The 23,712-nt window shown below is 63.5% G+C and carries 22 protein-coding genes; 11 read left to right on the forward strand and 11 right to left on the reverse strand.

Annotation, left to right across the window (positions count from 1 at the left end; translation table 11 throughout):
* Positions 1-1,921: aconitate hydratase AcnA (gene acnA, locus A2J03_RS00800; protein WP_068368386.1), on the forward strand; the 1,921-nt coding region annotated here is incomplete at its 5' end.
* 122 nt (positions 1,922-2,043) lie between these two features.
* Positions 2,044-2,619, forward strand: a complete 576-nt coding sequence (locus tag A2J03_RS00805; protein WP_068368389.1) for a TetR/AcrR family transcriptional regulator — start codon at positions 2,044-2,046, stop codon at positions 2,617-2,619.
* Here A2J03_RS00805 and A2J03_RS00810 read toward each other — a convergent pair.
* Positions 2,616-2,849 (reverse strand): helix-turn-helix domain-containing protein, encoded by a 234-nt coding sequence (locus A2J03_RS00810; protein ID WP_068368392.1) that lies wholly within the window; start codon positions 2,847-2,849, stop codon positions 2,616-2,618. The two genes, A2J03_RS00805 and A2J03_RS00810, sit on opposite strands and share 4 nt — an antisense overlap.
* Before the next feature lie 124 nt (positions 2,850-2,973).
* The gene (locus A2J03_RS00815) at positions 2,974-4,605 is read right to left on the reverse strand and encodes an ABC-F family ATP-binding cassette domain-containing protein (RefSeq protein ID WP_068368395.1); all 1,632 of its coding nucleotides are present in this window, start codon (positions 4,603-4,605) and stop codon (positions 2,974-2,976) included.
* A gap of 176 nt (positions 4,606-4,781) precedes the next feature.
* Between A2J03_RS00815 and A2J03_RS00820 the strand changes: the two genes are divergently transcribed.
* The 3 genes from A2J03_RS00820 to ku are packed head-to-tail and all read left to right on the forward strand — an operon-like array spanning position 4,782 to position 7,696.
* Complete coding sequence (locus tag A2J03_RS00820; RefSeq protein WP_068368398.1) at positions 4,782-5,570, forward strand: SDR family oxidoreductase; 789 nt, start codon at positions 4,782-4,784, stop codon at positions 5,568-5,570.
* Positions 5,567-6,685 carry a lycopene cyclase family protein gene (locus A2J03_RS00825; RefSeq protein ID WP_068368401.1) on the forward strand — a complete coding sequence of 373 codons (1,119 nt, stop codon included), beginning with the start codon at positions 5,567-5,569 and terminating at the stop codon, positions 6,683-6,685. The genes A2J03_RS00820 and A2J03_RS00825 overlap by 4 nt, the downstream gene beginning before the upstream one ends.
* A gap of 51 nt (positions 6,686-6,736) precedes the next feature.
* Positions 6,737-7,696: a non-homologous end joining protein Ku gene (gene ku, locus A2J03_RS00830; protein ID WP_068368404.1), complete on the forward strand. Its 960-nt coding sequence runs from the start codon at positions 6,737-6,739 to the stop codon at positions 7,694-7,696.
* Between the two features lie 6 nt (positions 7,697-7,702).
* Here the strand turns inward: ku and A2J03_RS00835 are convergent, their stop codons facing one another.
* Genes A2J03_RS00835 through A2J03_RS00865 form a run of 7 tightly spaced genes read right to left on the reverse strand, consistent with a single transcriptional unit; the run spans position 7,703 to position 14,184 of the window.
* A complete protein-coding gene (locus tag A2J03_RS00835; protein ID WP_068368407.1) occupies positions 7,703-8,080 on the reverse strand; it encodes a metal-sulfur cluster assembly factor in 378 nt (125 codons plus the stop codon).
* A 12-nt stretch (positions 8,081-8,092) separates the two neighbouring features.
* Complete coding sequence (sufU, locus tag A2J03_RS00840; protein WP_068368410.1) at positions 8,093-8,557, reverse strand: Fe-S cluster assembly sulfur transfer protein SufU; 465 nt, start codon at positions 8,555-8,557, stop codon at positions 8,093-8,095.
* A gap of 1 nt (position 8,558) precedes the next feature.
* Entirely contained in the window at positions 8,559-9,848 is a 1,290-nt protein-coding gene (locus A2J03_RS00845; RefSeq protein ID WP_068368413.1) for a cysteine desulfurase, read from the reverse strand.
* A gap of 2 nt (positions 9,849-9,850) precedes the next feature.
* Positions 9,851-10,627 (reverse strand): Fe-S cluster assembly ATPase SufC, encoded by a 777-nt coding sequence (gene sufC / locus A2J03_RS00850; RefSeq protein WP_068368416.1) that lies wholly within the window; start codon positions 10,625-10,627, stop codon positions 9,851-9,853.
* Between the two features lie 30 nt (positions 10,628-10,657).
* Positions 10,658-11,887 (reverse strand): Fe-S cluster assembly protein SufD, encoded by a 1,230-nt coding sequence (gene sufD, locus A2J03_RS00855; RefSeq protein ID WP_068368419.1) that lies wholly within the window; start codon positions 11,885-11,887, stop codon positions 10,658-10,660.
* Positions 11,888-13,294 (reverse strand): Fe-S cluster assembly protein SufB, encoded by a 1,407-nt coding sequence (gene sufB / locus A2J03_RS00860; protein ID WP_442971309.1) that lies wholly within the window; start codon positions 13,292-13,294, stop codon positions 11,888-11,890. It abuts the gene before it with no gap.
* A gap of 53 nt (positions 13,295-13,347) precedes the next feature.
* On the reverse strand, positions 13,348-14,184 hold the full coding sequence (locus A2J03_RS00865; protein ID WP_442971308.1) for a helix-turn-helix transcriptional regulator: 837 nt from the start codon (positions 14,182-14,184) through the stop codon (positions 13,348-13,350).
* Between the two features lie 168 nt (positions 14,185-14,352).
* Between A2J03_RS00865 and mptB the strand changes: the two genes are divergently transcribed.
* From mptB to A2J03_RS00885, 4 genes are read left to right on the forward strand one after another with little or no spacing between them, the layout of a single operon-like run.
* Positions 14,353-16,080 (forward strand): polyprenol phosphomannose-dependent alpha 1,6 mannosyltransferase MptB, encoded by a 1,728-nt coding sequence (mptB, locus tag A2J03_RS00870; RefSeq protein WP_068368425.1) that lies wholly within the window; start codon positions 14,353-14,355, stop codon positions 16,078-16,080.
* On the forward strand, positions 16,077-17,039 hold the full coding sequence (locus A2J03_RS00875) for an ABC transporter ATP-binding protein (protein ID WP_231912308.1): 963 nt from the start codon (positions 16,077-16,079) through the stop codon (positions 17,037-17,039). The genes mptB and A2J03_RS00875 overlap by 4 nt, the downstream gene beginning before the upstream one ends.
* Positions 17,036-17,836 carry an ABC transporter permease gene (locus tag A2J03_RS00880; protein ID WP_068368429.1) on the forward strand — a complete coding sequence of 267 codons (801 nt, stop codon included), beginning with the start codon at positions 17,036-17,038 and terminating at the stop codon, positions 17,834-17,836. The genes A2J03_RS00875 and A2J03_RS00880 overlap by 4 nt, the downstream gene beginning before the upstream one ends.
* Positions 17,837-17,891: 55 nt before the next feature.
* Positions 17,892-18,851 carry a COX15/CtaA family protein gene (locus A2J03_RS00885; RefSeq protein WP_068368432.1) on the forward strand — a complete coding sequence of 320 codons (960 nt, stop codon included), beginning with the start codon at positions 17,892-17,894 and terminating at the stop codon, positions 18,849-18,851.
* A 109-nt stretch (positions 18,852-18,960) separates the two neighbouring features.
* Here the strand turns inward: A2J03_RS00885 and A2J03_RS00890 are convergent, their stop codons facing one another.
* Positions 18,961-19,344, reverse strand: a complete 384-nt coding sequence (locus A2J03_RS00890) for a hypothetical protein (protein ID WP_068368435.1) — start codon at positions 19,342-19,344, stop codon at positions 18,961-18,963.
* Positions 19,345-19,417: 73 nt separating this feature from the next.
* Here A2J03_RS00890 and A2J03_RS00895 point away from each other — a divergent pair, with 73 nt between their 5' ends.
* Entirely contained in the window at positions 19,418-20,383 is a 966-nt protein-coding gene (locus A2J03_RS00895) for a quinone oxidoreductase family protein (protein WP_068368439.1), read from the forward strand.
* A gap of 16 nt (positions 20,384-20,399) precedes the next feature.
* On the opposite strand, the gene A2J03_RS00900 is transcribed toward A2J03_RS00895, so the two are convergent.
* Positions 20,400-21,413, reverse strand: coding sequence for a heme o synthase (locus tag A2J03_RS00900; RefSeq protein WP_068368453.1), 1,014 nt, complete (start codon positions 21,411-21,413; stop codon positions 20,400-20,402).
* A gap of 274 nt (positions 21,414-21,687) precedes the next feature.
* Here A2J03_RS00900 and tkt point away from each other — a divergent pair.
* Positions 21,688-23,712, forward strand: a 2,025-nt coding sequence (gene tkt / locus A2J03_RS00905) for a transketolase (RefSeq protein WP_068368442.1), incomplete at its 3' end; no start/stop codon positions are given.

Consider the following 23,712-nt stretch of genomic DNA (forward strand, 5'->3'; position numbering starts at 1 on the left):
GCTCGGCAACATGAGCCCCGAATTCGGTTCCACGGCAGCGATTTTCCCGATCGACGAAGAGACCATCAACTACCTGCGCCTGACCGGCCGCAGCGACGAGCAGCTCGCGCTCGTCGAGGCGTACGCCAAGGAACAGGGCATGTGGCACGACCCCGAGAAAGAAGCCGTGTACTCCGAGTACATCGAGCTCGATCTCAACACGGTCGTTCCGTCCATCGCAGGGCCGAAGCGTCCGCAGGATCGAATCCTGTTGTCCGAGTCCAAGGTTGCCTTCCGCAAGGACATCCACAACTACGTGGAGGAGAACTACCCGACCGAGCACTCGCAGCTCGACGAGGCTGTGGAGGAATCCTTCCCGGCCTCCGACCCTGCCACGCTGTCCTTCGCGGACGACGGCGCAATCAACGTTCAGACCGCAGCCAACGGTGCCGAGGGGCGCCCGAGCAAGCCGGTCAAGGTCACCACCGACGAGAGCGGCGAGTTCGTTCTCGATCACGGCGCTGTCGTCGTCGCCGGCATCACGTCGTGCACCAACACCTCGAACCCGTCGGTCATGCTCGGCGCAGCCCTGCTCGCCCGCAACGCCGTCGAGAAGGGCCTCTCGACCAAGCCCTGGGTCAAGACCAACATGGCGCCCGGCTCGCAGGTCGTCACGGACTACTACGAGAAGGCCGGCCTGTGGCCGTACCTCGAGAAGCTCGGCTACTACCTCGGCGGCTATGGCTGCACGACGTGTATCGGCAACACCGGTCCGCTGCTCGAGCCGATCTCGAAAGCGATCAACGACAACGACCTGTCGGTCACCGCAGTGCTGTCGGGCAACCGCAACTTCGAAGGTCGCATCTCCCCCGACGTCAAGATGAACTACCTGGCCTCGCCTCCGCTGGTCATCGCCTACGGTCTCGCGGGAACGATGGACTTCGACTTCGAGACCGACGCGCTGGGCAACGACCACGAGGGCAACCCCGTGTTCCTGAAGGACATCTGGCCGTCGTCGCAGGAGATCGAGGACACGATCAAGTCGTCGATCAGCCGGGACATGTTCACCAAGTCCTACGAGACGATCTTCGCCGGCGACAGCCGTTGGCAGAACCTCTCCACCCCCGAGGGCGACACCTTCGAATGGGATCCGAAGTCCACCTACGTGCGGAAGCCTCCGTACTTCGACGGTATGACGATGGATCCGGCTCCGGTCAAGGACATCAAGGGCGCACGTGTCCTCGCGCTGCTCGGCGATTCGGTCACCACCGACCACATCAGCCCCGCAGGCCCGATCAAGGCAGGCACGCCTGCTGCGCAGTACCTGGATTCGCACGGTGTGGAACGCAAGGACTACAACTCGCTCGGATCGCGTCGTGGAAACCACGAGGTCATGATTCGCGGAACGTTCGCGAACATCCGCCTCAAGAACCAGCTCCTCGACGACGTCTCGGGTGGCTACACCCGCGACTTCACGCAAGACGGTGGACCGCAGTCGTTCATCTACGACGCGTCGCAGAACTACCAGGCAGCCGGCATCCCGCTCGTCGTCCTGGGCGGTAAGGAATACGGTTCGGGTTCCTCGCGTGACTGGGCAGCGAAGGGCACCTCGCTCCTCGGTGTCAAGGCCGTCATCACCGAGTCGTTCGAGCGCATTCACCGCTCCAACCTGATCGGTATGGGTGTCGTTCCGCTGCAGTTCCCTGTCGGCGAGAGCGCTGCGTCGCTGAAGCTCGACGGAACCGAGACCTTCGACATCGTCGGAATCGAAAAGCTGAACGACGGCATCACGCCGAAGACGATGGCTGTGACGGCGACGAAGACCGACGGCAGCAAGGTCGAATTCGACGCGGTCGTCCGTATCGATACACCCGGCGAGGCGGACTACTACCGCAACGGGGGCATCCTGCAGTACGTGCTCCGCAACATGATCAGGGGATGATGATCGGCTCTACCAGTTCGATGTACTGATCCTTCTCGGAAGACGATGGACCCGGAAAGCATGTCTCTTCCGGGTCCATCGTCATTCGAGGGACATCTCAGCGAGAGTGGGGACAACACACAGTGCCGAAGGTCAGTGAAGACCAATTGGCCGCGAGGCGTAGCGAGATCCTCGACGGCGCACGCAAGTGCTTCGGCGAACACGGATACGAAGGCGCAACGGTTCGGCGTCTGGAACAAGCTACCGGGTTGTCCCGCGGTGCGATCTTCCACCACTTCAAGGACAAGGACGGGTTGTTTCTCGCGCTCGCGCAGGAGGATGCGCGTCGGATGGCGGAGGTGGCATCGACTCAAGGTCTCGTCCAGGTGATGAGGGACATGCTCGAGGAACCGGATCGATTCGAGTGGCTCGGTACCAGGCTCGAAATTGCCCGGCGACTCCGCACGGACCTCGACTTCAGAAGAAGTTGGGCCGAGCAGTCGGCCGAGCTCACCGATGCAACGGCCGCACGACTGGAACGTCAGAAGACAGCTGGTCGATTGCGCGACGACGTCGCGCAAGAGGTGATGGTCGACTATCTCGACTTGATACTCGACGGGCTGGTCGCGCGCATCGCGTCAGGGCAGGGCGGACAGAATCTGTCCGCGGTGCTCGACCTCGTCGAGGAGTCCGTTCGGAAGCCGGACCCAACGAGCTAGGGCTGTACGCCGGCCTTCTTGCGGTTCGGTCCGCCCCGCGATCGCAGGACTGTGCCGGACTCGGCGAGCACCTTGTGAACGAATCCGTACGACCGGCCCGTGCGGTCTGCCAACGATCTGATGCTGGCTCCGGCCTCGTAGAGTTCCTTCAGTGTGGATTGCAATCGGTCGCGTGAATCACCCGTGATACGAGCGCCTTTCACGTACGACGGTGCATTCGACCGCGCCATAGGTTCCTCCAGTCAGCGACGCTGGAGCCGAGCAGGTGGCTCTTCGCTCACGAATTCCCCCTACCCTGAAGGGTAGATGACACAGACACCCACCACGGGCGAACAGCCGAATATCAGGCCGCGATCACGCCAACTGGATAAGCTCCAGATACTCCTGCGACCAGTGGTCCTCGGTGCCGTCCGGAAGAAGAATCACGCGCTCGGGCGAGAGCGCCTCGGCAGCACCAGGATCGTGGGTGACGAGAACGACCGCGCCCTTGTAGCTACGCAGAGCGTCGAGGACCTGTTCACGTGAAATCGGGTCCAAGTTGTTGGTCGGCTCGTCGAGCAGCAGTACGTTCGCAGCCGAGGACACCAGTCCGGCCAGAGCGAGACGAGTCTTCTCGCCACCGGACAACGTTCCCGCCGGCTGCTCGAGTTGAGGTCCGGTGAACATGAACGCACCGAGCAACGATCGCAGCTCCTGCTCGCCGGTATCGGGCGCTGCGTGACGGATGTTCTCCCACACGGACGCGTTGTCGTCGAGCGTGTCGTGCTCCTGCGCGAAGTATCCGACACGCATTCCGTGGCCCGGTTCGATCTCACCGGTGTCGGCCTTCTCGGTTCCTGCCAAGATCCGCAACAGCGTCGTCTTACCGGCGCCGTTGAGTCCGAGGACCACTACTCGACTGCCCCTGTCGATCGCGAGGTCGACGCCGGCGAAAATCTCGAGTGAGCCGTACATCTTGGTGAGGTTCTTGGCCATGAGGGGCGTCTTGCCGCACGGCGCGGGATCAGGGAAGCGAATGTGGGCGACCTTGTCGGACACTCGTTCGGCGTCGAGATTAGCCATAAGCTTGTCCGCACGCTTGGCCATGTTCTGCGCCGCAACAGCTTTGGTTGCCTTGGCGCCCATCTTGGCGGCCTGAACGCGCAATGCGCCGGCCTTCTTTTCCGCATTCGCGCGTTCGCGGCGTCGGCGCTGCTCGTCCGTTGCGCGTGCGTCGAGGTACTTCTTCCAATTCATGTTGTAGATGTCGGCTTCGCCACGAACGGCGTCGAGGAACCAGACCCGGTTGACCACGTCGCCGAGCAGTTCGACATCGTGACTGATGACGATCAAGCCACCTTCGTGACTCTGCAGAAATCCGCGCAGCCAGGTGATCGAGTCCGCGTCGAGGTGGTTGGTGGGCTCGTCGAGGAGCAAGGTGGTGTCACTACGTCCACCGCTGCCGTCGGACGCAGCGAAAAGGATCCGGGCGAGTTCGACGCGTCGTCGCTGCCCGCCGGACAGCGTCCGCAGAGGCTGGGCGAGAATGCGATCGGCGAGTCCGAGACTGTTGCAGATTCGCGCCGCTTCACTTTCGGCCTCGTAACCGCCGAGCGAAGCGAAACGCTCCTCCAAGTCGCCGTACTTGCGCACCGCACGATCGAGCCGGCTCTCGTCGGCGACCTCGGCCATCAGCGCCTGCTGCTTCTCCATCTGGTGGAGCAACGTGTCGAGACCACGGGCAGACAACACCCGATCCTTGGCGAGTACGTCGAGGTCGCCTTCCTTCGGGTCCTGAGGCAGGTAGCCCAGATCTCCCGTTCGGACGACCGAACCCGCGTACGGCTCACCCTCGCCCGCCAGGATGCGCAGGGTCGTCGTCTTGCCTGCGCCGTTGCGCCCGACGAGCCCTATACGATCGCCGGCCTGCACGCGAAGCGCAGGTCCCGGTGCCATGAGCAACGTGCGGACACCGGCACGAACTTCCAGGTCGGTGGCGGTGATCACGCGGGGGCTCCTAGCGATTGCGGATGATGTGCAGACGAGTCGGGGCCGAAAACCCGACTGGCTGGCTGCCAGAAAAGGGAAGACGATCGTTCAGTGACCCGAGCAACCACTCATTTTAGCCCCTCCAACGGTGTGCTCCGGACACGAAGAGCCGTGACACCGGTAACGTCTCGCGCATGACCGCTGAGAACACTGCACACAACAGGGATTTGACCGGCCGAGTTGCACTGATCACAGGAGCCAGTCGCGGAATCGGCAAGGCAATTGCCGCCGAACTGCTGAGCCGAGGCGCGAAGGTGGCCATCACGGCGCGCAAGCCGGAACCCCTCGCGGAGACCGCTCGTGATCTGCTCGCGGGCGCGCCCGCAGGGGCACAGATCTTGGACCTGCCGGGCAACGCAGGTGACGCCGACTCTCGTCGTGATGCCGTCGACCGAACGGTGGAGCAGTTGGGCTCACTCGACATCCTCATCAACAACACCGGCATCAATCCGGTGTACGGATCGCTCATGGAAGCCGATCTCGAAGGTGTCAAGAAGATCTTCGACACGAACGTCGTAGCGACGCTCGGGTTCGTGCAGGAGGCCTATCGCGGATGGATGGGTGAGCACGGAGGCGCAGTCGTCAACCTGGCGAGCGTCGCCGGGTTGCGTTCGACCGGGGTCATCGCCGCATACGGGGCGTCCAAAGCGGCACTGATCCGGTTGACCGAGGAACTCGCCTGGCAACTCGGCCCCTCGATCCGGGTCAACGCGGTCGCGCCAGGCGTCGTCAAGACCAAGTTCGCCGAAGCACTCGTCGCGGCAGGCGAGGACAAAGCCGCTGCTGTCTATCCGATGAAGCGTCTCGGAACTCCCGAGGACGTCGCGAGCCTGGTCGGGTTCCTGGTGTCCGACGAATCGTCCTGGATCACCGGCGAAACGATCAGAGTCGACGGCGGCCTGTTGGCAACCGGCGGACTGTGAACCGTTCACTGTCCGCCGACCTCGTCGTCGTAGGGCTCGGACCAGCAGGCCGAGCGCTGAGCAACCGGGCGTCGGTCGCGGACATGGACGTCATCGCCGTCGATACCCATCCGGATCGGCAATGGACGCCGACCTACTCTGCCTGGGCCGACGAACTGCCGGAGTGGTTGCCGACGTCGGCGGTCGGTTCCATCACCGACATGCCCGCAGCGTTCACGACAAAGCTGCAACCGATCGACCGGACGTACTGCGTGCTCGATACGGCTGCGCTGCAGAAATCTCTCGAGACCGAGAAAGTCCGCGTGTTGGCGGGCACTGCCGCGTCGGTGACGTCGACCTCGGTCCGCCTCACCGACGGTCGGGAACTGACGGGCCGCACCGTCGTCGATGCTCGGGGTTCGATGGGCCTGACCGGGCTGGCGGAACAGACGTCATACGGCGTCGTAGTCGACCGTGACCAGGCCGAGCCGCTCCTGGAGGGCTCGGGTGCGTGGTTCATGGACTGGCGCTACGACAACGGTGCCGCGACCTCGGCGGTGCCGAGCTTTCTGTACGCCGTCGCGCTCGACGGACACCACCTGCTGCTCGAAGAAACCTGCCTGGTCGGCAGGCCCCCGCTGGACTACCGGGAACTGCAGCGCAGACTGCACACGAGATTGGCGAGTCGAGGACTGACGCTGTCCGGCACCGAGCCGGTCGAGCGAGTCCGCTTTCCGGTTCAACCGCCACCGCGCTCGCACTCGGATCGAGGCTCGGTGCGGTTCGGCGCACGATCATCGATGATGCATCCTGCAACTGGATACAGCGTCGCTGCGTCCCTGGCTGCGGCCGACAGTGTCATCGAAGCGCTACGGCACGGAAAACGAGTCGGCACACTGTCCGTGTGGACCGTTCAGCGTCTGCGGAATCTGGGACTTCGTACCGCGCTCGGCCTCGATCCCGAGCTGGTGCCGCACTTCTTCGCGAGCTTTTTCGATCTGCCGGTGACACTACAGAGGTCGTATCTGTCCGGCCGATCCGACGCGACGGGTACTGCCCTCGCCATGACCAGGATGTTTCCGACACTGCCGTCCGCAGCTCGTCTCGCGATCGCTCGCACTGTGTTGGGCCGGTGAATTTCGAGCTATGGGTCGACTGAGCCACGTATCTCGGGAATCATGAACCCCATGCGTTCCATTTGGAAGGGCTCGATCGCCTTCGGACTCGTCAACGTCCCGGTGAAGGTGTACTCCGCCACCGAGACACACGACATCAGATTCCACCAGGTGCATGCGAAGGACGGCGGTCGGATCAAGTACGACCGCGTGTGCTCCGAATGCGGCAAGTCGGTGCAGTTCGCCGACATCGACAAGGCGTACGACTCCCCCGACGGTGAACGGGTGATCATCACCGACGAGGACTTCGACAAACTGCCGGCCGCCGAGAAGCACGAAATACCGGTGCTGGAATTCGTTCCGACCGACCAGATCGACCCGATTCTGTTCGACAAGAGTTACTTTCTCGAGCCGGATTCGTCGTCACCGAAGGCGTACGTGCTCCTGCGCCAAACGCTGATGGAAACCGAGCGCACGGCTCTGGTCCATTTCACATTGCGGCAGAAGACACGCCTCGCTGCGCTTCGCGTACGGGACGAGGTGTTGGTGATTCAGACCCTGCTCTGGCCCGACGAGGTCCGTGCTGCGGAATTTCCGTCCCTCGACGACGCGCCTGACGCCCGGCCGCAGGAAGTGAAGATGGCGACGTCCCTCGTCGAGAGTATGTCCTCGGACTTCGACCCGACCGAGTACACCGACGATTACCAGATCGAGCTTCGCAAATTGATCGACGACACGATCGCCAACGGTGGCGAGAAGGTCATCCGTACCGAGGAGGCATCCTCGGACGACGGAGAGGACGCAGAGGTAGTCGACCTGGTAGCCGCCTTGCAGCGCAGCGTGGAAGCAGCCGGCAAAAACGCGAAGAGTTCTGCGTCGGCCGAGAAAACGGACGCGCAGAAACCTCCGGCGAAGAAAGCACCTGCCAAGAAGGCCGCAACCAAGTCAGCGGCGGCGAAGAAAGCAGCCGCGAAGAAAGCACCGGCCAAGGAGACGGCAGCCAAGAAGGCCGCCGAACGCAAAGGCGCCTGAAACTCGTCAGACGGTGAAGCCGAGCGCCCTGAGCTGCTCGCGGCCGTCGTCGGTGATCTTGTCGGGGCCCCATGGTGGCAGCCAGACCCAGTTGATCTTGAGATCGGAACACAGGCCGCTACGCACGAGTGCGCCACGGGCCTGATCCTCGATGACATCGGTGAGTGGGCAGGCCGCCGAGGTCAATGTCATATCGACGGTGACGACGTCCTCGTCGTCGATCTTGATGTCGTACACCAGCCCGAGATCGACGACATTGATGCCGAGCTCCGGATCCACGACGTCGCGCATCGCCTCTTCGAGGTCCTCCAGGACCTTGATCTCCTCGGCAGTCAGTGCCGCCGGCGCAGTTTCGGGTGTACCTGTAACGGGTGTTTCGGTCATGCTTTCAGTCCTCTACGATCGTGCGGGTTCTTCGTGCGGAGCTTCTACTATTCGAACAACCGCGTCCTTGAAAGCCATCCACCCGAGCAATGCGCACTTGACGCGTGCCGGGTACTTCGAGACACCGGCAAAGGCGATCCCGTCACCGATGACGTCCTCGTCCCCCTCGACGTTACCCCGGCTCCCGACCATCGCACTGAATGCTTCGACGATCTCGAGCGCTCTGTCGACCGAGTGCCCGACGACTTGGTCGGTGAGGACGGAGGTGGCCGCCTGACTGATGGAGCATCCCTGGCCGTCGTACGAGACGTCGGCGACGATGCCATCGGTGTCGATGTGAACACGCAGCGTCACTTCGTCACCGCACGTCGGATTGACGTGATGCACCTCGGCGCCGAACGGTTCGCGGAGGCCTCGTCCATGCGGATGCTTGTAGTGATCGAGGATCACTTCCTGGTACATCTGTTCCATTCGCATCTCAGGCGTCTCCTGCTCCGCGGGTGCCGCCGAAGAAGCGCTGCGCACGCCGAATCGCGCTGGCCAGAACCGCTATCTCGTCGACGGTGTTGTACAGCGCGAACGACGCTCGTGCCGTTGCAGCAACACCGAACCGGCGGTGCAGCGGCCACGCGCAGTGGTGTCCGACGCGTATCGCAACACCCTCGTCATCGAGGATCTGACCGAGGTCGTGGGCGTGGATACCGTCCACCACGAACGAGACGGCAGAACCGCGGTTCACGTTGTCGTTCGGTCCGATCACACGGAGGCCGTCGATCGCGCCGAATTCGGCGAGAGTTGCTGCGACGAGCGTTTTCTCGTGTGCCGCTATGGAATCGATCCCGATCGCGTCCAAGTACTGCACTGCAGCGCCCAATCCGACGACCTGCGACGTCATCGGTACTCCGGCCTCGAACCGTTGAGGCGGCGGCGCGTACGTCGTCTTCTCCATGGTGACGGTCTCGATCATCGAACCTCCGGTGATGAACGGCGGCATCGCCTCGAGGAGAGCAGCCTTGCCGTACAGCACACCGACGCCCGACGGTCCGAGCATCTTGTGCCCGGAGAAAGCGGCGTAGTCGACGTCTAGCGCATGGAAGTCGACTGCCATGTGCGGAACCGACTGGCAGGCGTCGAGGACGACGAGCGCACCGACCGAGTGCGCTCGACGCACGAGCTCCTCCACGGGTGCCACGGCGCCGGTGACGTTCGACTGATGAGTGAATGCGAGAACTTTGACCGCGTCCGTCAGTTCGAGTGAGTCGAGGTCGATCCGTCCGTCTTCGGTCACGCCGTACCAGCGCAGGGTCGCCCCGGTACGTCGGGCAAGTTCTTGCCAGGGAACGAGATTCGCGTGATGTTCCAACTCGGTGATGACGATCTCGTCGCCAGGCCCGACATGGCGGTCGAAGCGATCGTCGCCGAGAACGTAGGCAATCAGGTTCAGCGACTCGGTCGCATTCTTGGTGAACACCAACTCGTCGGCATCTGCACCGACGAACGTTCCGATGAGCGCACGAGCACCCTCGTACGCGTCGGTGGCTTCCTCCGCGAGTTGATGTGCACCCCGATGGACAGCCGCGTTGCACGTGACCAGGAATTCACGTTCGGCATCCAACACCTGCACCGGACGCTGAGACGTAGCACCGGAATCGAGATACACCAGCGGTTTGCCGTCGCGTACCGTCCGAGCCAGGATCGGGAAGTCCGCTCGGACCGACGCGACGTCGAATGTTCTTTCGTTCAGGGTTGCTGGTGCAGGACTGGCCATGGTCACGCTCCGGTCGTTGCAGCCTGCGTGAATCCGGCGTAGCCGTTCGACTCCAGCTCGTCGGCGAGTTCTGCGCCGCCCGACTGGACGATCTTGCCGCCGACGAAGACGTGTACGAAGTCCGGCTTGATGTATCGCAGGATTCGCGTGTAGTGCGTGATCAGCAGAACTCCGCCGTCCTCGCGCTCCTTGTATGCGTTGACTCCCTCGGACACCACGCGAAGCGCATCGACGTCGAGCCCTGAATCGGTCTCGTCGAGGATGGCGATCTTGGGCTTGAGCAGACCGAGCTGAAGGATCTCGTGACGCTTCTTTTCGCCACCGGAGAACCCTTCGTTGACGCTACGGTCAGCGAACTCGTCCTTGATCTCCAGCTCGCCCATCGCGTTCTTCACTTCTTTGACCCACAGGCGAAGCTTCGGTGCATCCCCACGGACAGCGGTCGCGGCCGTGCGGAGGAAGTTGGACATCGACACGCCGGGCACCTCGACGGGGTACTGCATCGCGAGGAACAAGCCTGCACGAGCACGCTCGTCGACGCTCATGTCGAGAACGTTCTCGCCGTCGAGAGTGATGGTCCCCGAGGTGACGGTGTACTTGGGGTGTCCTGCGATCGCGTAGGACAGCGTGGACTTGCCGGATCCGTTGGGACCCATGATGGCGTGGGTTTCGCCGGACTTCACCGTCAGGTCGACTCCCTTGAGGATGTCGATCGGATCTGCGGAGGCGTCCGAGTTGGCGACGCTGACGTGCAAGTCGCGGATTTCTAGCGTGGACATGACGTTTCCTTACGAAGTTCGTTTAAATGACTAGGCGCCGGTCAGGGCGAGTTCGGTCTCGATTGCGGCGTCGAGTCGCTCGCGCACCGCAGCGACCGGAATCCGGTCGATGATCTCGTGGAAGAAGCCGCGCACGATCAATCGGCGGGCCGCTTCTTCGGAAATTCCGCGGGCGCGCAGGTAGAACAACTGCTCGTCGTCGAATCGGCCGGTGGCACTTGCGTGTCCGGCGCCGAGGATCTCACCCGTTTCGATCTCGAGGTTCGGCACGGAGTCCGCGCGTGCACCGTCGGTGAGGACGAGATTGCGATTGAACTCGAACGTGCTGGTGTCCTCGGCTTCCGCGCGAATGAGCACGTCCCCGATCCACACAGTGTGTGCGTCGACCTTTCCCGGTCCGGTCTCACCCTGAAGTGCGCCCTTGTAGAGCACATTCGACTTGCACTTGGGAGCCGTGTGGTCCACCAGCAGCCGCTGTTCGAGGTGCTGACCGGCATCGGCGAAGTACAGACCGAAGAGCTCCGCGTCGCCTCCCGGAGCGTCGTAGTGGACCGTGGGACTGACGCGAACCAGGTCGCCACCGAGACTTACGTTGAAGTGGCGGAGTACCGAATCGCGACCGAGGCGAGCGTGGTGCGCCCCAACGTGCACGGTGTCGGTCTCCCAGTCCTGAATCAGGACGACGGTGAGTTGTGCGCTGTCGTCGACGATGAACTCGATGTTCTCGGCGTACGTTCCGCTGCCGATCTGATCGATCACCACGGTGGCCCTCGCGAACTTCTCGAGCCGAATCTGCAGGTGCCCGTAAGCCACTGCATCGATGCCGGGTCCGGTGATCGTGATGTCGACGGGCCCGTCGACCTCGACCTCCGATGCAACAGTCACCACGGTTGCCTCTGCGAACGCCGAATACGCCTGAGCTGCGACACGGTCCGCGGGGACGCCGGCGACGCCGAGACGCTTGTCGTCACGGCCGACCTTCTCGATCGTCACTCCGTCGGGGGCGGACACTGCGATATCGGCGCCCGAGGTGGCCGGCGCAGACCCGTCGTGAAGACCACGCAGCCGCCGAAGCGGTGTGAAGCGCCACAGCTCGTCGCGCCCGGACGGAATCTCGAAGGCGTCGACGTCGTACGAGGTGAACTGAGCACCTTTGTTGGCGACGAGCTTCGACTTGTCTTCCCGGCCCGAGGTCGGGTTTTCGGAGTTGACTGCGCCGATCACTCCGTCGAGAGGAACTCCTGCAAGGGGATTGCTCACTTATCCGACCGACCCTTCCATCTGAAGCTCGATGAGCCGGTTGAGCTCGAGCGCGTATTCCATCGGGAGCTCACGAGCGATCGGTTCGACGAAACCTCGCACGACCATCGCCATTGCTTCGTCCTCGGTCAGACCACGACTCATCAGGTAGAAAAGTTGATCGTCGCTGACCTTGGACACGGTTGCCTCGTGTCCCATCGAGACGTCGTCCTCGCGGATGTCCACGTACGGGTAGGTGTCCGAGCGCGAGATCGTGTCGACCAGCAGCGCATCGCACTTCACCGTCGAGCGCGAACCGTAGGCGCCCTTGTTGATCTGAATCAGGCCTCGGTACGACGTGCGGCCTCCGCCACGCGCCACCGACTTGCTGACGATGTTCGACGAGGTGTGCGGCGCCAGGTGCAGCATCTTCGAGCCGGTGTCCTGGTGTTGGTCCGGTCCGGCGAACGCGACCGAGAGAACCTCGCCCTTGGCGTACTCACCAGTCATCCAGACGGCCGGGTACTTCATGGTGACCTTGGAGCCGATGTTGCCGTCGACCCACTCCATCGTTGCGCCTGCCTCGGCCTTCGCGCGCTTGGTGACCAGGTTGTAGACGTTGTTCGACCAGTTCTGAATGGTCGTGTAGCGGCAACGACCGCCCTTCTTGACGATGATCTCCACCACGGCGGAGTGCAACGAATCCGACTTGTAGATCGGCGCGGTGCAACCCTCGACGTAGTGCACGTAGGCACCCTCGTCGACGATGATCAGCGTGCGCTCGAACTGACCCATGTTCTCGGTGTTGATCCGGAAGTAGGCCTGCAGCGGGATGTCCACGTGAACGCCCGGCGGGATGTAGATGAACGATCCACCGGACCATACGGCCGTGTTCAGCGCGGAGAACTTGTTGTCGCCTGCGGGAATCACGGTGCCGAAGTACTCGCGGAACAGCTCCGGCTGCTCCTTGAGCGCGGTGTCGGTGTCGAGGAACAACACACCCTGCGCTTCGAGGTCCTCACGGATCGAGTGGTAGACCACCTCGGACTCGTACTGAGCGGCGACACCGGAAACCAGGCGCTGCTTCTCCGCCTCGGGGATGCCGAGCTTGTCGTAGGTGTTCTTGATGTCCTCCGGCAGGTCCTCCCACGTTGCAGCCTGCTTCTCGCTGGAGCGCACGAAGTACTTGATGTTGTCGAAGTCGATTCCGTCGAGGTTGGAACCCCAGTTCGGCATCGGCTTGCGATCGAAGGTCTTCAGCGCCTTCAGCCGAGCTTCCAACATCCACTCGGGCTCGCTCTTCTTGGAAGAGATGTCGCGCACGACTGCTTCCGAAAGGCCGCGCTTCGCGCTTTCACCGGCAACGTCCGAGTCGGACCAGCCGTAGCCGTAGGTGCCGAGCGAGGCAATGGTCTCGTCCTGCGTCATCGGCACTGCTGGGGTCATCGGCGCTGCTGGTGTCACCTGATCTGGTGTGACGGTCATGCGAGCTCCTTCCGGAGGCTTGTGCGTTCTCCGGCGCGGGGCTGCGCACCGGACACTGTCGAGGGGGTGGTTGGTCTGGTCGGCATGTTGAGGGGTACGTGGGTGGTGCAGGCACAGTCGCCGTTCGCGATGGTCGCGAGGCGTTGCACGTGGGTGCCGAGCAATTCGGAGAACGCGGCACGCTCCGCATCGCAGAGCTCAGGGAATTCTGCGGCGACGTGCGAGACCGGGCAGTGGTGTTGGCAAATCTGTACACCGTTGCCCACCACCCGCGTCGATGCGGCGAAACCAGCTGCGGTGAATGCGTCCGCAATCCTGTCGGCGGCTTCCTCGACGTCGGCGGGACGGTCACCGTCCACGGGTTCGACGTCCGCCACGATCGCATCGACTCGCTGGCGTGCGAAGGTCTCGATTGCGGCGTCCCCACCGATCTTGCGCAGCTGACGCATCGCAGCGCCGGCAAGATCGTCGTACGTATGGCCGAGCTTGTTGCGTCCAACGGCGGTCAGCTGGAAGTGCTTGGCAGGGCGGCCACGACCGCGCTGACGAAGTGCGCGCACCGGCGCGACACGTGCTTCCCCGTTGTCGATGAGAGCTTCGAGGTGACGGCGAACGCCTGCTGCGCTCAAGCCGAGCCGATTACCGATATCCGAGGCGGTGATCGGACCCTCTTCGAGAAGAAGTGTCACCACAGCAGAACGAGTGTGTCCTTCTTGGCCCGCGGTAGCCTGACCAGCGGCCGAAGAACTCAGCACAGCCTCGACTCCCGGCGGAGCAGTCATGCCGACATCGACACTTCCGTCCGCACGCGTAGAGCTCGTTGCTGTTTTCACAACACCAGTGTGACGGAATTGTCGACACCGGTCCAGCAAGGGTGCCCTTCTTCACCCGATGGCGGGACCAGGGAATACATCGCCCCCGCATGGAGTTGGATACTTCCCCGGACGCGTCAGCGCTAACGGCCTTCAGACGTTCGAAGTGGTCACGGCTACGCTGCCAACGTGCCACCGACCGCAGACGAGCTGAACTCCGACGAGACTCGGCCGGAACCAGAACTGCCGATTCGCGCGCGCGTCGCCCACACCGTCAGACGCATCGTCGGTCTCGATGCAAACCAACCCTCGTCCAGTGTTTCGGTCCTTCACGGCGACGAGGCCGAAGCGCCCGGCCTGAACGAAACCGAGACCCGTCAACTGCGCGGAATTCGACGTTTCGGTGCCGCCGGAGCGATCATGATGTCTCTCGGTGCGCTGGGAGCGGGGGCACAACCGGTGCTTCAGAACCCCGTCGTCGGAATCCGGATACTCAGCCTTCCCTCTCGGATGGCGACGACCGCACTGACCGTGACCATGACCGGCACGGTCATGGTGGTGCTGGCCTGGTTGCTCCTCGGCAGATTCGCAGTAGGTCGGCTCCGGGACGGAAACGTACCTCGTCGGATGACGCGGTCTCAGTTGGACCGGACGCTCCTGCTGTGGATCCTGCCGCTGTGTGTCGCGCCCCCGATGTTCAGCCGCGACGTCTACTCGTATCTCGCGCAGAGCGAGATCACCGCCCGCGGACTCGATCCCTATGCGATCGGTCCCGCTGGGGCCCTCGGCGTCGACAACGTACTCACTCGTACGGTGCCGAACATCTGGCGCGACACCCCAGCACCCTACGGCCCACTGTTTCTCTGGATGGGTAAAGGAATCACCTGGTTGACCGGAGAGAACATCGTCGCCGGCATCTTCTTTCATCGCCTGCTCGCCCTCGCCGGGGTCGCCCTGATCGTGTGGGCGCTTCCCCGCCTGGCACGTCGGTGTGGTGTCGCCTCGGTCAGCGCGCTGTGGCTCGGCGCCGCCAACCCCCTCCTGCTCTTTCACCTCGTGGCAGGTATTCACAACGAGGCGTTGATGATCGGACTGATGCTGGCGGGTACTGAGCTGGGTCTACGTGCAATAGGGTCCGCGAAGCCGCTGCATGGAAAGCCGTTGCTGCTCTTGATAGCCGGTGCCGGACTCATCGCGTTGTCGTCGACGGTGAAGATTCCGTCGTTGATCGCCCTCGGTTTCGTCGGAATGGCGCTTGCCAGGAGATGGGGTGGGACGCCGCGGGCGGTCCTGTCGTCCGCGGCGCTGCTCGGTGCCGTCGCCATCGTGATCATCGGCGGGGTCAGCGTCGTCAGTGGGTTGGGCTTCGGGTGGATCAATACACTCGGTACGGCGGGTGTCGTGCGGAGCTGGATGTCGATACCGACGATCCTGGGCCTCGGTACCGGTTTCGCCGGGGTTCTGCTCGGGCTGGGTGACCACACGACTGCTGTGCTCGGTCTCACGCGTCCGATTGCCGCCGTCGTCGCCGGGTTCGTCGCGCTGCGCATGTTGGTCGCGGTACTGAAGGGACGTCTGCATCCGGTCGGAGCCCTCGGGGTGACTCTGGGTGCGGTGGTACTGCTGTTCCCGGTGGTCCAGCCCTGGTACCTGCTATGGGCAGTCACCCCACTCGCGGCGTGGGCGACGACTCGCGCTTTCCGCGGACCGGCCATCGCCTTCTCCTCGATCGTGAGTGTCATCCTGATGCCGAACGGCAGCGAGTACCAGCCGTTCCAGATCGTTCAAGCGGCGGTGATGACCATCTTGACCATTGGAATTCTGTTTCTGCTTACCCGCTCCAGTCTGCCGTGGCGCGGCACGACCGGACCACCGGTGCCGGGCCGCGCGGGCGAGGAATACGCTGGTTCCTCGTGATCGCCGGTGCGCAGAGAAGAAGCGGGGCGTCGAAGTCGGCGCAGCCCGCAGTGCAGTTGACCGACGTACGAAAGACGTACGACGGCGTGGCGGCGGTCGATGGCCTCCGACTCGAGGTCGGTCAAGCGCAGGTACTGGCGCTGCTCGGCCCGAACGGCGCAGGCAAGACCACCACGGTGGAGATGTGCGAAGGATTCGTCACTCCGGACTCGGGCACCGTTCGCGTACTGGGTCTCGATCCTGTCGGTCAATCCTCACAGCTACGCCCGCGCATCGGCGTCATGCTGCAGGGCGGTGGCGCCTATCCGGGGGCGAAAGCCGGTGAGATGCTCCGACTCGTCGCGTCGTACTCGGCCGACCCCCTCGACCCCGACTGGCTTCTCGATTGTCTTGGCTTGGAACACGCCGTCAAGACCCCGTATCGACGTCTGTCCGGCGGGCAGCAGCAGCGACTGGCATTGGCATGCGCCATAGTCGGCCGTCCCGAACTCGTCTTCCTCGACGAGCCGACCGCAGGGCTCGACGCGCAGGCACGGTTGCTGGTGTGGGAGTTGATCGACGCACTTCGCCGCGACGGCGTCAGCGTCCTCATCACGACACACTTGATGGACGAAGCAGAGCAACTCGCCGACGAATTGGTCATCATCGATCACGGCAAGATCGTCGCCTCCGGGACCGCGTCCGAGCTGACCAAACAGGGCGCCGAGGGTCGGTTGCGATTCAGCGCCCCTCCGCGTCTCGAGCTGTCGCTGCTCGATGCGGCTCTGCCTCCCGGTTACCACCCGACCGAAGAGACACCTGGTTCATATGTGATCGAAGGCGTCATCGAGCCGCCGATCCTGGTCACGGTCACGTCGTGGTGCGCCGAACAAGACGTCCTTGCCACCGAACTCCAGGTCGATCAACGGCGCCTGGAAGACGTATTTCTGGAATTGACCGGCAGGGAGCTGAGACGATGACGGCGCGCAGAGATGTCCGGGTGGCCGACAATCGCTTCGAAGTCGGGCTCTTCGCCCCGAAACCGCAGCCCAGTTCGCCGATGGTCATGTTGACGGCGCAATCGCTCCTCGAATTGAAGCTGTTGCTGCGAAACGGTGAACAACTGCTGCTCACCATGTTCATTCCGATCACCCTTCTGGTCGGGCTGACTCTGCTCCCGCTCGGCGCGATGGGAACCGAACCGGTCAACCAGGTCGTTCCCGCAGTGATGATGGTGGCCGTCATGTCGACGGCCTTCACCGGCCAAGCCATCGCAGTAGGTTTCGACCGCCGCTACGGTGCGCTCAAACGCCTGGGTGCGACGCCGTTGCCCAAGTGGGGAATCATCGGGGGCAAGGCTGCCGCCGTACTGTTGGTCGTCGTCCTGCAGTCGGTCGTGCTGGGCTCGATCGGACTTGCACTCGGATGGCGACCCGCCCCAGCCGGGCTACTTCTCGGTGCAGTGGTGATAGCGCTCGGGACCGTGACGTTCGCGACGATGGGCCTGCTGCTCGGCGGGACTCTGCGAGCCGAGATCGTTCTCGCGCTCGCCAACATTCTCTGGTTCGTCATGCTGGGAATAGGCTCACTCGTCGTACTGGCCGAGGACCTCCCTACCGCGCTGCACACCATCGCGCGAGTTGTGCCGTCCGGCGCTCTCGCCGAAGCGCTCGGTCAAGCCGTCACCGGCTCGCTGGACTGGTTCGGGATAGCCGTCCTCACCGGGTGGGCGCTGCTGTGCGGCTGGCTCGCGGTACGCACCTTCCGGTTCACCTGAGCAGGCCGACGGGGTCAACGACAGCCTGTAGTTGACCGCCGTTTACCATCGTCACGTGCTGTATCGAGTGTTCCTGCGTCTTGTCGACCGATTGCCACTGCCGTCGTTGCGGGTGCAGAAGATCCTGGCGTTCATCGTCATCCTCACCCAGGGTGGGATAGCTGTGACCGGCGCGATCGTGCGCGTCACCGCGTCCGGTCTCGGATGTCCGACGTGGCCGCAGTGCTTTCCCGGCAGCTTCACACCCGTCGGTGTCTCCGAAGTTCCGGTCCTGCACCAGGCCGTCGAATTCGGCAATCGGCTACTCACGTTCGTGGTCGTACTCGCGGCCGCGGCCGTCGTGCTCGCGGTCACTCGCGCACGCCGTCGCCGCGGGGTCCTCGTCTTCGCATGGCTGATGCCACTCGGAACCGTCGTGCAAGCCATTCTCGGTGGAGTCACCGTGCTCACCGGCCTGCTGTGGTGGACCGTCGCGATCCACTTCGTCGCATCGATGGCGATGGTGTGGTTGGCGACGCTGCTGTACTTCAAGATCGGTGAACGCGATTCCGACTCGCTGGTGACGAAGACGGTTCCCGAACCTCTGCGACTTCTCACCGGGTTGTCTGGAATTCTGCTCGCCGGTGTTCTCATCGCAGGCACGATGGTCACGGGGGCCGGCCCGCATGCGGGAGACAAGAGCATCGACGAACCCGTCCCCCGCTTCCAGGTGGAGGTAGTGACGCTCGTGCACCTGCACTCACAACTCCTGGTGGGCTATCTCGCGCTGCTGGTCGGCCTCGGATTCGCTCTCTACGCAGTCGGGGCTCCGGAGATGGTCAAGAAACGCTTGAAGATAGTCGTCGCGATCGTGCTCGCGCAGGCGCTCATCGGAATCGTTCAGTATCTGACCGACGTGCCTGCCGCACTCGTTGCCGTGCATGTGGCGGGAGCAGGAGCATGCACCGCCGCAACGGCAGCCGTATGGGCTGCATGCCGAGTGCGGACGCCAAGTGTGGAGCCGAGCACTGTATGACGGAGGAGAGGTAGCCGGTCTCCCCCTCAGACGACCGACTACCTCTCCATATGTTTCGACGCAACGAACCGTCGAATGGTTCCGGCGAGTGCCGAATTTTTTTCGAGCTCTATTCCATGGCTGCGTTACGCGCTTTGGGGAAGCGAGTCTGTCGAGCAACCCACCCGGCCATCTTGCGGTAGTGCCCGCGAGCAGGATTGACCGAACTGACCAGTTCGCGATCCCATTCGGACTCGGTGAGTCCGTCGACCGCGTCGACGAGTGCGTGGGCGATGTCGTTGTTCTCCACGACCTGATCACCGAGAACGCCGTCGGCACCGACGAGGGTCACCCGGGTGCCTACACGGCCGATCGGCTGGATGACCACGTTGCCGGTACCACCGTGTTCGCCGACGAAGGCCTTGATCGCGGAAAGCGCATGGGGCGGAACCTTCACCTTTGTGTCGGTACCCGCGTCCGTGTCCGATGTCGTGTTCTCTGCTTCGGTCGCCATACCTGAAGAGGATACCCGCCGGTAACTTCGGCCGCGCCATTACCTGCCATTGCGACCCGTGTAGAACGGGAGCATGCGCGCAGTGGAGATTCGCGAACACGGTGGCCCCGAGGTGATGACTACGGTCGACCTTCCAGAGCCGGTCCCCGGGCCAGGAGAACTGCTCGTCCGGGTCGAGGCGGCAGGAGTCAACTTCATCGACACGTACTTCCGCAGTGGGTTGTACAGCCGTGCACTCCCCTACGTGCCGGGTGACGAGGGATGCGGCGTCGTGGAGCATGTCGGCGCCGAGGTGAGTGAGTTCTTCGTAGGCCAGCGCGTCGCCTGGGCGAGCGCCCCGGGCAGCTATGCCGAGCAAGTTCTGGTCCCTGCGCGCGGCGCCGTGGCAGTGCCCGAAGGTGTGCCGGCCGACCAGGCCGCGTCGACGCTGCTACAGGGCATGACCGCGCACTACCTGATCCGGTCCACTTACCCTGCTCGGTCCGGTGAGACGGTCCTCGTCCATGCCGGCGCGGGTGGCGTCGGGCTGATCTTGACCCAGCTTGCGGTCGCTCGGGGTGTCCGGGTGATCAGCACCGTGTCCACGGACGAGAAGGAGCAACTCTCGCGCACCGCAGGCGCATCCGATGTAGTGCGGTACGACGACGACATTCCCGCGCGGGTCCGCGAACTCACCGAGGGTCAGGGCGTCCACGCGGTCTACGACGGCGTCGGGGCCGCGACATTCGAGCAGAGCCTGGCGTCGCTGCGTATTCGCGGAACACTTGCCCTGTTCGGAGCTGCGAGTGGTCCGGTGCCGCCGTTCGACCCGCAGCGACTCAACTCGGCAGGTTCGCTCTTCCTGACGCGCCCTACACTTGCCCACCACGTTCGTGACCGAAGTGAACTGGAATGGCGTGCGGGTGAGGTGTTCAAGGCGGTGTCCGACGGTGCGCTCGACATCCGAGTCGGCGCACGCTATCCGCTGTCGAAAGCCACTGCTGCGCACGAGGACCTCGAAGGGCGTCGTACGACCGGATCCATCGTGCTGATCCCGTGATTCCCGGGTATCGGCCTCAGGTCAGTAGCTGAGCGAGGGTGTCCCAGCCGAGGACGGAATCGACTGCAAGACCGCAGAACACCAGCGCCAGGTATTCGTTGGACAGAATGAACAGCTTGAGGGGTTTGACCGGGGTCCCGGCCCGCACCCCCGCATAGAGTCGATGCGCCACGACGAGGAACCAGACTCCAGACGCCAGTGCCACGACGGCGTAGATCACACCCGATCCAGGAGCCAGTGCAAGAGTGGCGGCGACCGTGGCCCATGCGTACACCACGATGTGCTTGGTGACCTTGGTCTCTGACGCCACCGCAGGCAGCATCGGCACATTCGCCGCCTGGTAGTCCTCCTTGTACCGGAGCATGAGAGCCCAGGTATGAGGTGGGGTCCACAGGAAGATGACCATGAACATCACCAGGGCCTGCCAGCCGATCGTCCCGGTCACCGCGGACCAGCCGATCATCACCGGCATGCAGCCGGCCGCACCGCCCCACACCACGTTCTGCGAGGTTCGACGCTTGAGAACGAGCGTGTAGACGAAGATGTAGAAGCAGATGGTGACAACGGCGAGGATTCCACTCAGCAGGTTCGTGGTGGTCCACAGCCAGAAGAACGACACGACGCCGAGCGTCACACCGAACACGAACGCGTGGGAGACGGGCATCGCTCCGCGTGCGAGCGGTCGTTTGGCGGTGCGCGCCATCACTTTGTCGATGTCTGCGTCCGCGACCATGTTGAGGCAATTCGCGCTTGCCGCAGCGAGCATGCCGCCGAACAGCGTCGTAAGGATGAGACCGGGCTGCACCTGACCGCGATCGGCCAACAGCATCGCCGGGATGGTCGTGACGAGCAGAAGTTCGATGACTCGCGGCTTGGTCAAAGCGACATAGGCCATGATCAGGGCCAGCGCCCGACGAGGCGCAGACTTCACCTGCGCGCCCTCGTCGCTGAAGTCCTCGACCTCGTGGTCGTCGGGATGACCGGAGCCGCCTGCGAATCCGTGGCCGCCCGGCTGCTGCCCAATTCGCACTACGTCTCCTTGCACGGGCTCGAAACACACATGATCTTCCGCGCGCACTTCTCCACCGTCGATCGGTGCGGCGCGCACTACTACAGGCGATGGTAGACGCCGAGTACCCCGTCTCCAATTCTCAGGGCACCCAAACCGCGTTGCAGGCGCCTGATAGGGGGATGGCACGACAGCAAGCGCGCGCGGAACTAGGCTGGTAGCGGACGCGAATGATCTACATCGCGATCGGTCGCGTTACGGCCACACTCGTACCAATGTCAGGAGATCTCTGCTCGTGTCGATCACAGACGATATTGACGTCCTCACCACGGCGCACCACCCCAGCGACTGGACGGACCTGGACACCAGGGCGGTCGACACCGTCAGAGTCCTCGCTGCGGATGCGGTACAGAAGGTCGGCAACGGTCACCCCGGCACTGCAATGAGCCTGGCACCGCTCGCCTACACACTCTCTCAGCGCACGATGCGTCACGATCCGACCGACACCACCTGGATCGGTCGCGACCGCTTCGTTCTCTCGTGCGGTCACTCGAGCCTGACCCTGTACCTGCAGTTGTACTTGGGCGGCTTCGGACTCGAACTGATCGACATCGAGTCGCTGCGCACCTACAAGTCGAAGACTCCCGGCCACCCCGAGTTCCGCCACACCGACGGCGTCGAGATCACCACAGGCCCTCTCGGCCAGGGATTGGCTTCGGCAGTCGGCATGGCGATGGCATCGCGGCGTGAGCGTGGACTGTTCGATCCCGAGCCCGCACTCGGAGACAGCCCGTTCGACCACTTCATCTATGTCATCGCCTCGGACGGCGACATCGAAGAGGGCATCACTTCCGAGGCCTCGTCACTGGCCGGAACGCAGCAGCTCGGCAACCTGATCCTGTTCTACGACGACAACAAGATCTCGATCGAGCACTCGACCGACATCGCGCTGTCGGAGAACACGGCCGCTCGATACGAGGCGTACGGCTGGCACGTTCAGGTAGTCGAAGGCGGGGAGAACGTCACCGCGATCGAGGCAGCCATCGAGGCAGCCAAGGCCGTCACTGACAAGCCGTCGATCATCGTTCTGCGCACCATCATCGGGTTCCCTGCACCGACCATGATGAACACCGGTGCAGTACACGGCGCCGCACTCGGCGACGAGGAGATCGAGAAGGTCAAGAAGGCCCTCGGATTCGACCCGGAGAAGAAGTTCGAGGTCACCGACGAGGTCATTGCGCACACCCGGGCGCTTACCGAGCGTGGACGCAAGGCACACGCAGAGTGGAACACCGAATTCGACGCTTGGGCCGCACGCGAGCCCGAGCGCAAGCAGCTTCTCGATCGCCTGACCTCCGGAGACCTTCCCGAGGGCTGGACCGACGTCCTCCCGACCTGGGAACCAGGCAGCAAAGCCATCGCAACCCGCGCGGCGTCCGGTGAGGTCCTCAATGCCGTCGGACCCGTTCTGCCCGAGCTGTGGGGCGGATCCGCCGACCTCGCCGGTTCCAACAACACCACGATCAAGGGCGCCAAGTCGTTCGGTCCCACGTCGATCTCCACCGACGACTGGGATGCCGAGCCCTACGGCCGCACGCTGCACTTCGGCATCCGCGAGCACGCGATGGGCGCGATCCTGTCCGGCATCGTCATGCACGGACCCACCCGCGCCTACGGCGGCACGTTCATGCAGTTCAGCGACTACATGCGTCCGGCAGTTCGGCTGGCGTCGTTGATGGACATCGATCCCATCTACGTCTGGACTCACGACTCCATCGGACTCGGTGAGGACGGTCCGACGCACCAGCCGGTCGAGCACCTCGCCGCGCTGCGCGCCATCCCGAATCTGTCGGTGGTTCGCCCGGGTGACGCCAACGAGACCGCGTACGCGTGGCAGTCGGTTCTTGCCCGATCCAGCAGCAGCGGTCCTGTCGGTTTGGCCCTGACGCGTCAGGGCATCCCCATTCTGGAGGGAACGAGCTACGAGGGTGTGTCGAAGGGTGGCTACATCCTCTCCGAGTCCTCCAAGGCAGCGCCCGATGTCGTGCTCATCGGCACCGGGTCCGAACTGCAGTACGCCGTCGAAGCGCAGAAGCAGCTCGAGGCACAGGGAATTGCTGCACGTGTCGTCTCGATGCCGTGCGTGGAATGGTTCGAAAGCCAGGATCAGAACTACCGCGACCAGGTCATCCCGCCGACCGTCAAGGCTCGTGTGTCGATCGAAGCCGGCATCGCGATGCCGTGGTGGAAGATCGTCGGCGGCTTCGGCGAGATCATCTCCCTCGAGCACTACGGCGAATCCGCAGATGCCAAGACGCTC

The organism is Rhodococcus sp. EPR-157 (assembly GCF_001647195.1).
In the GTDB taxonomy this organism is placed as follows: Bacteria; Actinomycetota; Actinomycetes; order Mycobacteriales; family Mycobacteriaceae; genus Rhodococcoides.